Origin of the sequence: Pseudomonas sp. L-22-4S-12 (genome assembly GCF_009799935.1) — a bacterium.
Lineage (GTDB): Bacteria > Pseudomonadota > Gammaproteobacteria > Pseudomonadales > Pseudomonadaceae > Aquipseudomonas.
This window is the reverse complement of record NZ_WELL01000004.1, coordinates 271,293-285,016: the sequence shown is the minus strand read 5'-3', so window position 1 is coordinate 285,016 and position 13,724 is coordinate 271,293. Positions and strand designations below refer to the sequence as shown.

Here is a 13,724-nt window from a genome sequence, read left to right as displayed (position 1 = left end):
GGCCTGATCGAGCTGCTGCATGGCGGCGGCCTGCTGCTGCACGTCGCCATCGATGCTCTGGCAGCGCTGGCGCATGCTGTCGAGGGTCTGGTAGAGCTGTTGCGACAGCTGGCGCAGGTCGCCGGCGCTGTGCCGCACCTCGTCCAGCAGCGCCGCCAGCTGCTGGCTGCCGGCGGTGGCGGCCTTGCCCACCCGCTCGGCCTCGTCGAGGTGCTGCTGGGCGTCGTCCAGCGCCTGCTGGCGAACCTTGGAGCTGTACCACTGGGCCAGCCACATGGTGATCACCGGCAGCATGTAGCCGGAGTATTCGTTGAGCATGGCATCGCGCGGGCTCAGCTCGAACACGGGCAGGGCGGCGCCGCTGCGCTGCAGGCGGATCAGCCAGAACACGAAGAGCAGTTGCAGCAGGGCCCAGAAGGCCGCGCTGCGCCCGCCCAGCAGCAGGTAGGCGAAGCCGATCACCACCAGAGGCCAGAAGATGTGCGCCGAATGCAGGCCGCCCAGGTGGTAGATGAGGATCATCGCGTAGCTGCTGATCAGCGCCATGGCGAAGTTGGCCACGCCGCGTGCCGGCAGCCAGGCGTTGCGCAGCACCAGCAGGGCCAGCGGCATGCCGATGATCAGCAGGAAGGAGCCGTGCAGCAGCGCGTCGTTGCCCAGGCGGCCCCATTTGATGCCGCTGTACAGGCCGATGGCCAGGCCGCAGAAGGCGAAGAAGGCGAGCATGCGGCTGAGCAGCTGGGTGCTGTGGTCCTGCTCGGTCGGCGGCATGAAGGTGGCTAAAAGGCCCTGTTGCATGAGGGGGCTCCGTTCTTGTTCGTTGCCGAGGCTATCGGCCGCGCGGTGGGCGGCTTGAGCGCGGTCTGGGGGATGGGTGGCGCCGCACCCGGCGGGCGGATGCTGGCAGAATGCCGGTAGCCAGAGTACCGTGCCAAGGTGCTGGCGGCGACCGCTTGACGACGAGCCCGTGACCTCTGGACGGGCCCCGGCGCGGGTGGCGACGGCGTCATGCGGGTTTGCGCCCAGGGGGTGGCCGAAGCGGCCGCAGGAAAGGCGCAATCGCCTTGTGCGGCGGCGGGAGCCCGGCGAGCGGGCCGGCACTGAACCCGAGGGCCTGGGGGCGGGTCTACCCAATCCGCTTCGACAAAAATTTCACGGCGGCCGGCGCAGCATAGGAAAGCTTCTGTGCCGTGCCTTGCCGGTTCCCTCGTCGCTCTTTGCCTGGAATGCCCATGCCCGTCGCCGCTACCCCGAATCAGCCGGCCTTGCCCGTTCGACCCCTGCCGCCCACGCTCGCCAGCCACCTGGCGTTCGCCCTGGCCAGCGCCGTGCTGCTGATGCTGATGTACTCCCTGCTCCGCGGCGCGCTGCTGCTCTACAACTTCGAGCAGGTCGGCGCCACGCCGTGGCTGCAGATCGCCGAGGCCTTCTTCAACGGCCTGCGCTTCGACCTGCGCCTGGTGGTGTATGCCTGCGCTCCGCTGCTGCTGTCGCTGCTCAGCGCGCGCGCCATGGCTGCCCGGCGCCTGCACGTGGCCTGGCTGACCCTGTTCGCCAGCCTGACCCTGTTCATCGGTGTCACCGAGCTGGATTTCTACCGCGAGTTTCACCAGCGCCTGAACAGCCTGGTCTTCCAGTACATGCAGGAAGACCTGGGCACCGTGCTGAGCATGCTCTGGAACGGTTTCCCGGTGCTGCGCTACCTGCTGGCCTGGGCCCTGGCCACGCTGGCGCTGGCCTGGCTGTTCCTGCTGATCGAGCAGGGTACCCGGCCGCGTGCGCACCAGCCGGGCCTGGCCTGGTACTGGCGGGGGCTGGTGTTCATCCTCTGCCTGCTGCTGGCGGTGCTCGCCGCCCGTGGCACGCTGAAGCAGGGCCCGCCGCTGCGCTGGGGCGACGCCTTCACCACCGACTCGATGTTCGCCAACCACCTGGGCCTGAACGGCACGCTGACCCTGATCGATGCGGCGAAGAACAGCTTTTCCAGCCATCGCGACAACGCCTGGAAAGCCAGCCTGCCGCCCGCCGAGGCGCTGCAGACGGTGCGCGAGATGCTGCTCGGCCCGCACGATGCACTGGTCGATGGCGACCTTGCCGCCGTGCGCCGCGACTTCCAGCCGCCGCAGGCCGGCACGCTGCCGATCCGCCATGTGGTGGTGATCCTCATGGAGAGCTTTGCCGGGCGCTGGGTCGGCGCGCTGGGCAGCGATGCCAACATCACGCCCAACTTCGACCGCCTGAGCCAGGAGGGGCTGCTGTTCACCCGCCTGTTCTCCAACGGCACCCATACCCACCAGGGCATGTTCGCCACCATGGCCTGCTTCCCCAACCTGCCGGGCTTCGAGTACCTGATGCGCACGCCGGAGGGCGGCCACCAGTTCTCCGGCCTGCCGCAGCTGCTCAGCGCCCGCGGCTACGACGACGTCTACGTCTACAACGGCAATTTCCAGTGGGACAACCAGTCCGGCTTCTTCAGCAACCAGGGCATGCGCAACTTCGTCGGTCGCGAGGACTTCGTCGACCCGGTGTTCATGGACCCGACCTGGGGCGTGTCCGACCAGGACATGTTCGACCGCGGCGCCGAGGAGCTGGCCAAGCTGGACCCGGCCAAGCCCTTCTATGCCTTGCTGCAGACCCTGTCCAACCACACCCCCTATGCCTTGCCGGCGCAGCTGCCGGTGCCGCCGGTCACCGACCGTGGCGGGGCCAACCAGCACCTGACCGCCATGCGCTACTCGGACTGGGCCCTGGGCCAGTTCTTCGAGAAGGCCAAGCAGGCGCCGTACTACAAGGACACCCTGTTCGTCATAGTCGGCGACCACGGCTTTGCCAGTGGCGAGCAACTGACCGAACTGGACCTGTTCCGCTTCAACGTGCCGCTGCTGCTGATCGCCCCGGGCATCCAGCAGCAGTTCGGCGCGCAGCGCGACACCGTGGGCACCCAGCTTGATGTGGTGCCGACCATCATGGGTCGCCTGGGCGGCGACGTGCGCCACCAGTGCTGGGGGCGCGACCTGCTCAACCTGCCGGCGGGCGACCAGGGCATCGGCGTGATCAAGCCGTCCGGCAGCGACCAGACCGTGGCTTTGGTCAGCGGCAGCAAGATCCTCGTGCAGCCCAAGGGCTTGGCGGCGCGCCTGTACGACTACCAGCTCGGCGCCCAGGCGCGGGTCAGCCTGCTGCACGACGACCCGGCCCAGGCGCCGATGCTCAAGCGCCTGCAGTCCTTCCTGCAGGTGGCGACCGGGAGCCTGCTGGACAACACCAGTGGCGCCATCGGTGGCCGGGGGCAGCAGGTCGCCCGCTGAGCACTGCGCTCAGAACCTGCCTACGATCTGCTACGTGTCGGTTAACCGGTGGCGAGATCGTAATCGGCCTTTCAGGCCGGCTCGCCGAGCCGGTACTGTCGCGGCGGCACGCCTTTCCAGCGCTTGAAGGCATGGATGAAGTTGGACACTTCGCCATAGCCCAGGCGCTCGGCGATTTCCTCCAGGCTCAGGCCGCCGGTGGCCAGCAGCTCCTCGGCCAGGGCCTGGCGCACTTCCTCCAGCAGGCTGCGAAAGCTGGTGCCTTCCTCGTCCAGGCGCCGGCGCAGGGTGCGCGAGCTCATGTGCAGGCTGCTCGCCACCTGCTCCATGTCCGGCAGGTGGCCGGGGCGGCTCAGCAGCAGGCCGCGGATCTGCCCGGCCAGGCCGCTGCGCTGGCGGCGCTTGTCCAGCAGCAGCTGGCACTGCTGCTCGCACAGCTCCACCGTGCGCGGGTTGGCGCCGGGCAGGGGGTGGTCGAGCAGGCGGCGGTCGACCACGAAGCGGTTGCAGGGCTGGGCGAAGTGGGGCAACACGCCGATTTCACTGAGGTACAGGCTGGGGTCGGCCGGTTCGGCGCTGCGCAGGTCGACGCGCAGCAGCGGCACCTCGCGGCTGTTCAGTTCGCGTAGCACCTGGAGCATGCCGGCCAGGTCGCGTTCGAGGATGAAGCGGCGCAGTTCCGGGGCGATGGCGCGGTCGTCGAGCAGCAGGTGCGCCTCGTCGCCGTGTTCCTCCAGCTGCATGCCGTGGAAGGCGTAGGTCAGGTCCAGGTAGCGCAGGCCGAGGCGGGCGGCGTCGCGGTAGGTCGGGCTGCTGAGCAGGGCGAAGCCCCAGATGCCGTAAGTGTTCAGCTGGTAGCGCTTGCCGGCCAGCAGGCCGATGCCCGGGCGCTCGCCGAGGGCGCGCACCAGGTTGCCGATCAGCAGCAGCTCCTGGCCGGCCTCCACCTCGCAACCGGGGTCGGCCAGCTGTTGCCAGCTCAGCCCCGTGCCGGCCAGGCAGGCGTCGATCGACAGGCCCTGGTCGAGGCCGAACTGGGTCAGCAGCTGGACGCTGATGGCACTGCGGCGCTGCGGCCAGGGGGTGGCGATGGGCATGGCGAGCTTGTCCGAAAGTCACAATTTTCTGGCCGACTATGCCATAACTCGGGGACGCCGCTGCACTTAGGATTCGTTCATCGCCTGCACGGCGATTCACGGAGAACACAATGTCTAACAATACTCCCGAGCATGCACCCCTGGGCGTGCTGATCATCGGTGCCGGGTTTGCCGGCCTGGGCCTGGCCATGCGCCTGCGCCAGCAGGGCTGCGACGATTTCCTGATTCTGGAAAAGGCCGCCGAGGCCGGCGGCACCTGGCGCGACAACCATTACCCCGGAGCGGCCTGCGATGTGCCGTCGCACCTGTATTCCTTTTCCTTCGAACCGAAGACCGACTGGAGTCGGCGCTTCGCCCCGCAGGCGGAGATCTTCGCCTACGTGCAGCAGTGCGTGGCCAAGTACGACCTGCAGCCGCGCATCCGCTGCAACAGCGAAGTGGCCGAGGCCTGGTTCGACGAGCCGGCCGCGCTGTGGCGCGTGCAGACCCGCGATGGCGCCCGCTTCAGCGCCCGTGCCCTGGTCAGCGCCTGTGGCCAGCTCAACCGGCCGGCGTACCCGGCGCTGCCGGGCATCGAGGGCTTCGCCGGCGAGGCGTTTCACTCGGCGCGCTGGCGCCATGATGTGGACCTCACCGGCAAGCGGGTGGCGGTGATAGGCACCGGCGCCAGCGCCATCCAGTTCGTCCCGCAGATCGTGCCCCAGGTGGCGCAACTGACCCTGTTCCAGCGCTCGGCGGCCTACGTGCTGCCCAAGCCGGACCGCGCCTACAGCCGCTTCGAGCTGGCGCTGATGCAGCGTTGGCCGTGGACGCAGAAACTCGACCGGGCCCTGCAGTACCTCTACCACGAGGCCCGCGGTGTGGCCTTCTTCATCCTGCCGGGGCTGATGAAACTGTACCGCGGCACCTTTCTGCGCCACCTGCGCCGGCAGATCGCCGACCCGGCCCTGCGCGAGCGCCTGACCCCGGACTACCCGCTGGGCTGCAAGCGCATCCTGATCAGCAACGACTACTACCCGGCGCTGGCGCAGCCCCAGGTAGCGGTGGTCGACACGGCGATTCGTGCGGTCGGTGCCCACGGGGTGATCACCGCCGACGGCCGCGAACACCCGGCGGACGTGCTGATCTTCGGCACCGGCTTCGCCGCCAGCGATTTTCTCGCGCCCATGCACATCCGCGGCCTCGGCGGCGTCGAGCTGAACCAGGCCTGGCAGGAGGGCGCCGAGGCCTACAAGGGCATCAGCGTCAACGGCTTCCCCAACCTGTTCCTGCTCTACGGGCCGAACACCAACCTGGGCCACAACTCGATCATCTACATGCTGGAGAGCCAGTACCCCTATGTGCTGGCCGGCCTGCAGCAGCTGCAGCAGGGGGTGCGCTACCTCGACGTGCGCGCGCCGGTGCAGCAGGCCTGGAACCGCCAGGTGCAGCACGACATCCGGCGTTCGGTGTGGGAGCAGGGCTGCAGCAGCTGGTACAAGAATGCCGCCGGCAAGCACACCAACAATTGGTCCGGCTTCACCTTCAGCTACCGTCAGCACACCCGCCAGCCGGACTGGAGCGACTATGACCTGGTCCGTTGAGCTGGCGGCCCCCTCGGGCGCGGGGCAGCGCCTGCTGACGGCGCTGCTGCGCGGGCTGACCTGGCTGCTGTTCCGCGGCGGCTTCCACCCCGGCGTCGGTGTGCCGACCCAGCGCCGCCTGCTGCGCTGGGGCACGCGCCTGGCACCGGTGGCGCGCGGGGTGCGGGTGGCGGCGGGCGAGTTGGGCGGGGTGCCCTGCGAATGGCTGCTGCCGGCGCGGGACAACGGCTGGGTGCTGCTCTACCTGCATGGCGGGGCTTTTATCGTCGGCGCGCCGCAGACCCATCGCAACCTGACCAGCTACCTGGCGCGGCACGGCCAGCTGCGCGTCTGCGCCCTGGATTACCGCCTGGCGCCGGAGCATCCGTTCCCGGCGGCCCGCGACGATGCGCTGGCGGCCTATCGCGCCTTGCTGGCCCAGGGCCAGCCGGCCGAACGGATCGTCATCGCCGGCGATTCGGCCGGCGGCAACCTGGCCCTGGTCAGTGTGCTGCGGCTGCGCGAACTGGGCCTGCCGCTGCCGGCGGCGCTGGTCTGCCTGTCGCCGTTCAGCGATGTCAGCGGCGCCCACCTGCATGCACCGGCGGCTGGCGACCCGCTGCTGCAGGTGGCCTGGCTGGAGCAGGGCGCGGCGGCTTACTGCCCGGCGGGCATGGATCGCCGCGATCCGCAGCTGTCGCCGCTGTATGCCGAGCTGCACGGCCTGCCACCGCTGCTGGTGCAGGTCGGCGAGGACGAGATCCTGCTCCAGCACAGCCGTCTGCTGGCCCAGCGCGCGGTGGCGGCGGGGGTGGCTTGCCGGCTGGAGCTGTACCGCCGCCAGTGGCATGTGTTCCAGATCAACTGCGGCCTGCTGGCCGGCGCCGACCAGGCGCTGCAGCGGCTGCTCGACTTTCTCCGCCAGCGAGGTTGCCCATGCCCACTATCCTGATCAGCGGCGCCGCCTCTGGCATTGGCGCGGCCACCGCCCGGCTGTTCCATGCGCGCGGCTGGCAGGTCGGCCTGCTGGATATCAACCACAGTGCCCTGGCCGAGCTGGCCGCCGAACTGGGTGGGGTCTGGCACGCCGAGCTGGATGTCGGCGATGCCGCGGCGGTGGGCGCGGCGCTGGCCGACTTCGCCGCGCAGCACGGCGGCCGCCTGCGCCTGCTGTTCAACTGCGCGGGCGTGTTGCGCTTCGGCCACTTCGAGGAAATCGCTCTGGCGGAGCACGCGCGGATCCTGCAGATCAACGTGCTGGGCCTGCTGCACATGACCCATGCCGCCTTTCCCTACCTGAAGGCGACTCCCGACGCCCAGGTGATCAACATGGGTTCGGCCTCGGGCCTGTACGGCACGCCGCACATGGTCAGCTATTCGGCGTCGAAGTTCGCCGTGCGCGGCCTCACCGAGGCGCTGGAGCTGGAATGGCGGCGCCACGGCATTCGCGTGGGCGACCTGATGCCGCCCTTCGTGCGCACGCCGATGGTCGACAGCCAGACCTTCGAGCCGCCGGCGCTGCGTCGCCTGGGCGTCAGGCTGCGCGCCGAGGACATCGCCGCGGCGGTCTGGCGGCAGGCCGAGCAGCCTCTGGTGCACCGGCCGGTGCACTGGCTGTTCAAGCTGATGTACTGGAGCGGGCAGGTGTCGCCGCCCTGGGTGAGCCGCGCGATCATGGGCTGGCTCAGCCGCAGCTGAGCGCCTGGCCGGCCGCCCGCGGCAGCGGGAGTGCGCGCCAGGCCGCCGGCGCGCAGCGTCCCGTCTGTCGCCGCGGCAACATTTTGATCATCTCTGCGGGCGACAGCCGCCTGCGCCAGGGACTACTCTGCAACGGAGGGTTCCGGCTGGCGTTCTGCCCAGCCATCCCTGGTCTGCAACATGCTTCTGTCCCTGTGTGTCACGGGCCGGCTTCATTCCCGGCCCGGGTCTCGTGCGGCACCGTGCGGTGTTGCCAAGCCGCTGAGTCTTGGCGGCTGCGGTCTATCAATCGCCTGAGAGGAGGTCGTTAGATGAGCACAGCCATTCATGAAGATGTCAGCAACACGGTTTTGCGGCGCATGAAAGAGGGCGGTTTCGACTTCGCCCGCGTCCATCCCATCGAGTTCTACGCCATCTTTCCCGACGAGGAGCGGGCTCGGCAGGTCGCAGGACAGTTTCGCGGTGAGTCATTGAATGCCCAGGTCAGCGTGCGTGACGACGGGGCCTGGCACCTGCAGGTGAGCAAGGTGATGTACGCCACCCATGCCGGTATTGGTGATTTTGAGCAGGACCTGGAGTCGCTGGTGGTACCGCTCGGCGGTGTGCTGGACGGCTGGGGCGTGACCCAGGAAGTCGCGCTGGCGCCCTCGCGCTAAGCGCTGTTGGCCGCATGCCGGCTGCCCGGGCGGGTAGCCGGCGCACTCTTTCCCTCTTGCCGTTTCTTGCCGGCAGGCGCGCGCCGTGCCTCAGTCGCCGCTGCGCTTGTGCAGCTGTTCCAGGTAGGCCACCACGTCCGGGGCGCCGGCCAGGCGCAGGCCTTCGCCCAGGGCATTGGCTTCGGCGGAGGCCTTGGGCAGCAGGAGAAACTCCGGCGCGCCGGGATTGCGCAGCAGCGACAGGCGCGCGTAGGGCAGGCGGTTGTCCAGCAGCACGCCCATGAAGGCCGGGTCGCTCCAGGCCTGCACCGGCATGGCCAGCACGTGGTAGTGCTGCTTCAGCTCGGCCAGGCCGCTCGGGTTGATGCGATAGCGGGTCAGCTGGGCCGGCAGGTTGACCTCCAGGCCGCGCAGGCGGGCGTAGGCAATGGCGCAGGCGAAGGCCTCGCCATGCTGTTCGCTGGCCCAGAACAGGCGCTCGCCATACCAGCTGGCCTGGCGCAGCTCGATCGGCTCGCCGGCGAGGAAGCGCGGCAGCGCCTGGCTGATGGTCTTGAGGAAATCCTTGTAGCTGATGATGCGCACGCTGCGGCAGGTTTGCGTGGCGGCGAACTCTTCGAAGTGGCCGAACATGCCGCCGATCTCCGGTGGCGTGCCGCACAGGCCGTCGATGCGGCGCAGGTCGAAGTCGGCCAGGGCGTGCTGTTCCTGCTCGACCACCCGCATCAGCACGGCGCGGGCTTCGGCCTTGTCTTCCTGCACCGGGCCGGAGAGGGCGTCGCGCGGCAGGTCGACCAGGCGCTGCAGGGGCGGCCCGGCCAACCACCAGATGCTTTCCGGCGGTACCGGCAGGGGCTGGAAGGGCAGCTGCAGGGCGCGGGCCCGTTCGAATACCAGGCGTGGCACACGGCCGCTCAAACCCAGGCGCTGGGCCAGGGCGGAAAGCCGTGATGCCAGATTGTTAGTGGATTCGGACAGACTCATGACCCGCAGGGCGCTCCTGGAACTGTCGTGCCAGTGTGGCAGAGCGGCGGCCGCTGCGCACTAGCGAACGGCCCGGGATTGCGCCTGGCGGGCTCTGCAAGCCGCGGTGCCTGTGGCAAAATTGTGCAAATCACGATGAGGTAGCCTCCATGCCCAGCCTCGTGCTGGATATCGCTCTGCCGGCAGAGCGTTTTCGCGCCGTATACCAGGGGCGCGCCAATCGGGTGTTGCTGTTCAGTCGCGACGGCCGCAAGGTCAGCCTGCCTGCCCACCATCTGCGCCCGTTTCTGCGCGAGGCCGGCATCTATGGCGCATTCGCGCTGGAATTCAGTGACGCCGGCGAACTGCTGAGCCTGCGCCCGTTGCAATAACCGGCTAATCATTACCCTCTTGCCTCGCCTGAGGCTAGTGGGCGCGGCTATAATCGCGGCCTGCTTCCCACTGCCACCCTATCCGAGCCGACTCGCCCATGTATGACCTGGCCCGCGCGCTGCTGTTCCAACTGTCCCCGGAAACTTCTCACGAACTGTCCATCGACCTGATCGGTGCCGGCGGTCGTCTCGGCCTCAATGGCCTGCTGTGCAAGGCTCCGGTCAGCTTGCCGGTGCGCGTGATGGGCCTGGAGTTCGCCAACCCGGTGGGCCTGGCCGCCGGCCTGGACAAGAACGGCGATGCCATCGACGGCTTCGCCCAGCTGGGCTTCGGCTTCGTCGAGATCGGCACCGTGACCCCGCGCCCGCAGCCGGGCAACCCCAAGCCGCGGCTGTTCCGCCTGCCGCAGGCGAACGCGATCATCAACCGCATGGGCTTCAACAACCTGGGCGTCGATCATCTGCTGGCGCGGGTGCAGGCGGCCAAATACCAGGGCGTGCTGGGCATCAATATCGGCAAGAACTTCGATACCCCGGTCGAGCGCGCGGTGGACGACTACCTGATCTGCCTGGACAAGGTCTATGGCCACGCCAGCTACGTCACGGTCAACGTCAGCTCGCCGAACACCCCGGGGCTGCGCAGCCTGCAGTTCGGCGATTCGCTCAAGCAACTGCTCGAAGCCCTGCGCCAGCGCCAGGAAGACCTGGCCGTGCAGCACGGCAAGCGGGTGCCGCTGGCGATCAAGATCGCCCCGGACATGAGCGACGAGGAAACCGTGCAGGTGGCCCAGGCCCTGGTGGAAACCGGCATGGATGCGGTGATCGCCACCAACACCACGCTCAGCCGCGAAGGCGTCGAAGGCCTGCCGTTCGCCGACGAGGCCGGTGGCCTGTCCGGTGCGCCGGTGCTCGACAAGAGCACGCACACGGTCAAGGTGCTGGCCGGCGAGCTCAAGGGCCGTCTGCCGATCATCGCCGTGGGCGGCATCACCGAAGGCGCGCACGCGGCGCAGAAGATCGCCGCCGGGGCCAGCCTGGTGCAGATCTATTCCGGTTTCATCTACAGGGGCCCGGCGCTGATCCGCGAGGCGGTGGATGCCATCGCGGCCTTGCCGAAGAACTGAAGGCAATAAAAAAGGGCCCCTGAGGGGCCCTCGGGCTTGCGCCCACCGCCCGGATGGGACGGCCTGGTGAAGTCGGGGTGATCCTATTCAGCCGACGGCGTGGAGTTCATTGAGTCGGTGGATGCCGGCGGTGCCGGTCAATCCGTCCCAGTTGTCGCCGCGACCTTCGCGCCAGCCGTTGATCCAGGCTTGGCGTGTGGTGGGATGAGTGAAAGGACACATGTCGCGGGATTTACCATGAATGCCGTGTTGATAGCCGCGCAGGAAAGCTCGTTCCATCGGATCACGCTTAAGTCTTCTCATAGGGTGTTGCCCTCACTTGTTGACTGTTATGTCCTTGCGGCCCCAGGTTGGGACCAGGCAGAAATGCTCTGCCGCGCAGTCCGCTGCCGGCGTGGCGGACTACCTGTCGACACCGTTGCGGTGCCAACCTGAGTTGATTTCTAACGAATGCGTTGGGGCCTGTGAATGATCGTTTTGTCATAAGGACGTAACGTATTTAGGAGTGGGGCCATAAGAAGGGTGCCGGATTTTTCCGGTTTTTCGCCCAGGCCCCCGTGTTGTGGGAGCCCCGAGTCGTCGCGCAGGCGTTTTGCCATTGCGAACGCCTCGCGTCTGCGAGGTGTGCTTATTCCGACGAAGGGTCGCAACGCGACGTTCTGTCACATATTTTTGGCTAGCCAGCCGCCACTTTTACGAGAAAGCCCATGTCGGACCGTTACGAACTGATCCTTACCTGCCCGAAAAGCCTCGAAGGCCTGCTGGTCGAAGAGGCCGGCAGCCTGGGCCTGGAGGAGGTGCGCGAGCAGACCGCCGCGGTGCGCGGCTTCGCCGGGCTGGAAACGGCCTACCGCCTGTGCCTCTGGTCGCGCCTGGCCAACCGCGTGCTGCTGGTGCTGCGGCGCTTCCCGGTGCAGGACGCCGAGTCGCTCTACCAGGGCGTGCTGGAGGTCGACTGGGCCGAGCACATGGAGCCCTCGGGCACCCTGGCGGTGGAGTTCAGCGGCCACGGTTCCGGCATCGACAACACCCACTTCGGCGCGTTGAAGGTCAAGGACGCCATCGTCGACAAGCTGCGCACCGCCGACGGCACGCGCCCCTCGATCGACAAGATCGACCCGCACCTGCGTATCCACCTGCGCCTGGATCGTGGCGAGGCGGTGCTGTCCCTGGACCTCTCCGGGCACAGCCTGCACCAGCGCGGCTACCGCCTGCAGCAGGGCGCCGCGCCGCTCAAGGAAAACCTCGCCGCGGCGGTGCTGATCCGCGCCGGCTGGCCGCGCATCGCCGCCGCCGGTGGCGCCCTGGCCGACCCGATGTGCGGGGTGGGGACCTTCCTGGTCGAGGCGGCGATGATGGCCGCCGACCTGGCGCCCAACCTGCGCCGCGAGCAGTGGGGCTTCAGCCATTGGCTGGGGCATGTGCCGGCGCTGTGGCACAAGCTGCACGCCGAAGCCGAGGCCCGCGCGGCCGCCGGGCTGGCCAGGCCGCCGCTGTGGATTCGCGGCTACGAGGCCGACCCGCGGCTAATCCAACCGGCGCGCAACAACATCGAGCGGGCCGGCCTGAGCGACTGGGTCAAGGTCTACCAGGGCGAGCTGGCGACCTTCGAGCCGCGCCCGGACCAGAACCAGACCGGCCTGGTGGTCAGCAACCCGCCCTACGGCGAGCGCCTGGGCGATGAGGCGAGCCTGCTGTACCTCTACCAGAACCTCGGCGAGCGCCTGCGCCAGAGCTGCATGAACTGGGAGGCCGCGGTGTTCACCGGGGCGCCCGAACTGGGCAAGCGCATGGGCCTGCGCAGCCACAAGCAGTACGCCTTCTGGAACGGCGCGCTGCCGTGCAAGCTGCTGCTGTTCAAGCTGCTGCCCGAGCAGTTCGTCACCGGCGAGCGGCGCGGCGCGCGGGCCGGCCAGGAGGAGGCGCCGGCCGCGGTCAACGAGCCGGCGCGGCTGTCCGAGGGCGGGCAGATGTTCGCCAACCGCCTGCAGAAGAACCTCAAGACCCTGGGCAAGTGGGCGAAGAAGGCGGATATCCAGTGCTACCGCCTGTATGACGCCGACATGCCGGAATACGCCCTGGCCATCGACCTGTACCAGGACTGGGTGCACGTGCAGGAGTACGCGCCGCCGCGCTCGATCGACCCGGAGAAGGCGCAGACCCGCCTGCTCGACGCCCTGGCGGCGATTCCCGTGGCCCTCGGCGTGCCGCAGGAAAAGGTGGTGATCAAGCGCCGCGAGCGGCAGAGCGGCACCAAGCAGTACGAGCGCCAGGCCACCCAGGGCCAGTTCCTGGAAGTGGCCGAGGGCGGCGTCAAGCTGCTGGTCAACCTCACCGACTACCTGGACACCGGCCTGTTCCTCGACCACCGTCCGCTGCGCCTGCGCATCCAGCAGGAGGCGGCCGGCAAGCGTTTCCTCAACCTGTTCTGCTACACCGCCACGGCCAGCGTGCACGCGGCCAAGGGCGGGGCGCGCAGCACCACCAGTGTCGACCTGTCGAAAACCTACCTAGACTGGGCGCGGCGCAACCTCAGCCTGAACGGCTTCTCCGACAAGCAGAAACTGGAGCAGGGCGATGTGATGGCCTGGCTGGCGGCTGATCGCGGCGAATATGAGCTGATCTTCATCGATCCGCCGACCTTCTCCAACTCCAAGCGCATGGAAGGAGTGTTCGACGTGCAGCGCGACCACGTGCAGCTGCTCGACCTGGCGATGAACCGCCTGGCCAAGGGGGGCGTGCTGTACTTCTCCAACAACTTCCGCAAGTTCCAGCTCGATGAAGGCCTGGCTGCGCGTTATGCGGTGGAGGAGATCAGTGCCAGCACGATCGACCCGGATTTTGCGCGCAACCCGAAGATTCACCGTGCCTGGAAGCTGATGTTTCGTTAAACTGCTGGCTTATTGACACTATTCAGCTGCCGG

The 13,724-nt window shown here is 68.3% G+C and carries 11 protein-coding genes; 8 read left to right on the top strand and 3 right to left on the bottom strand.

The genetic code is table 11. The annotated features are described in order from the left end of the window. Positions 1-1,232: 1,232 nt before the first annotated feature. Positions 1,233-3,308, top strand: coding sequence for an LTA synthase family protein (locus F3I16_RS12600; RefSeq protein WP_160493937.1), 2,076 nt, complete (start codon positions 1,233-1,235; stop codon positions 3,306-3,308). 71 nt (positions 3,309-3,379) lie between these two features. On the opposite strand, the gene F3I16_RS12595 is transcribed toward F3I16_RS12600, so the two are convergent. Continuing rightward, the gene (locus F3I16_RS12595; protein WP_160493936.1) at positions 3,380-4,405 is read right to left on the bottom strand and encodes an AraC family transcriptional regulator; all 1,026 of its coding nucleotides are present in this window, start codon (positions 4,403-4,405) and stop codon (positions 3,380-3,382) included. A gap of 110 nt (positions 4,406-4,515) precedes the next feature. Between F3I16_RS12595 and F3I16_RS12590 the strand changes: the two genes are divergently transcribed. The 4 genes from F3I16_RS12590 (at position 4,516) to F3I16_RS12575 (ending at position 8,321) form a co-directional block, all read left to right on the top strand. Next, complete coding sequence (locus F3I16_RS12590) at positions 4,516-5,988, top strand: NAD(P)/FAD-dependent oxidoreductase (protein ID WP_160493935.1); 1,473 nt, start codon at positions 4,516-4,518, stop codon at positions 5,986-5,988. Beyond that, positions 5,972-6,919, top strand: a complete 948-nt coding sequence (locus tag F3I16_RS12585; protein ID WP_160493934.1) for an alpha/beta hydrolase — start codon at positions 5,972-5,974, stop codon at positions 6,917-6,919. Before F3I16_RS12590 ends, F3I16_RS12585 begins: the two co-directional genes overlap by 17 nt. After that, positions 6,904-7,665: an SDR family oxidoreductase gene (locus tag F3I16_RS12580; RefSeq protein ID WP_160493933.1), complete on the top strand. Its 762-nt coding sequence runs from the start codon at positions 6,904-6,906 to the stop codon at positions 7,663-7,665. The genes F3I16_RS12585 and F3I16_RS12580 overlap by 16 nt, the downstream gene beginning before the upstream one ends. Before the next feature lie 311 nt (positions 7,666-7,976). Further along, positions 7,977-8,321, top strand: a complete 345-nt coding sequence (locus tag F3I16_RS12575) for a ribonuclease E inhibitor RraB (protein WP_160081228.1) — start codon at positions 7,977-7,979, stop codon at positions 8,319-8,321. A 90-nt stretch (positions 8,322-8,411) separates the two neighbouring features. Here the strand turns inward: F3I16_RS12575 and F3I16_RS12570 are convergent, their stop codons facing one another. Next, positions 8,412-9,305 (bottom strand): DUF6685 family protein, encoded by an 894-nt coding sequence (locus F3I16_RS12570; protein WP_160493932.1) that lies wholly within the window; start codon positions 9,303-9,305, stop codon positions 8,412-8,414. A 149-nt stretch (positions 9,306-9,454) separates the two neighbouring features. Between F3I16_RS12570 and F3I16_RS12565 the strand changes: the two genes are divergently transcribed. Next, positions 9,455-9,676, top strand: coding sequence for a DUF2835 domain-containing protein (locus tag F3I16_RS12565; RefSeq protein ID WP_160081224.1), 222 nt, complete (start codon positions 9,455-9,457; stop codon positions 9,674-9,676). A 98-nt stretch (positions 9,677-9,774) separates the two neighbouring features. After that, on the top strand, positions 9,775-10,800 hold the full coding sequence (locus F3I16_RS12560; protein ID WP_160493931.1) for a quinone-dependent dihydroorotate dehydrogenase: 1,026 nt from the start codon (positions 9,775-9,777) through the stop codon (positions 10,798-10,800). Positions 10,801-10,887: 87 nt separating this feature from the next. On the opposite strand, the gene rmf is transcribed toward F3I16_RS12560, so the two are convergent. After that, a complete protein-coding gene (rmf, locus tag F3I16_RS12555; RefSeq protein ID WP_160489598.1) occupies positions 10,888-11,103 on the bottom strand; it encodes a ribosome modulation factor in 216 nt (71 codons plus the stop codon). A 404-nt stretch (positions 11,104-11,507) separates the two neighbouring features. Between rmf and rlmKL the strand changes: the two genes are divergently transcribed. Beyond that, positions 11,508-13,691: a bifunctional 23S rRNA (guanine(2069)-N(7))-methyltransferase RlmK/23S rRNA (guanine(2445)-N(2))-methyltransferase RlmL gene (rlmKL, locus tag F3I16_RS12550; RefSeq protein ID WP_160493930.1), complete on the top strand. Its 2,184-nt coding sequence runs from the start codon at positions 11,508-11,510 to the stop codon at positions 13,689-13,691. Positions 13,692-13,724: the final 33 nt, after the last annotated feature.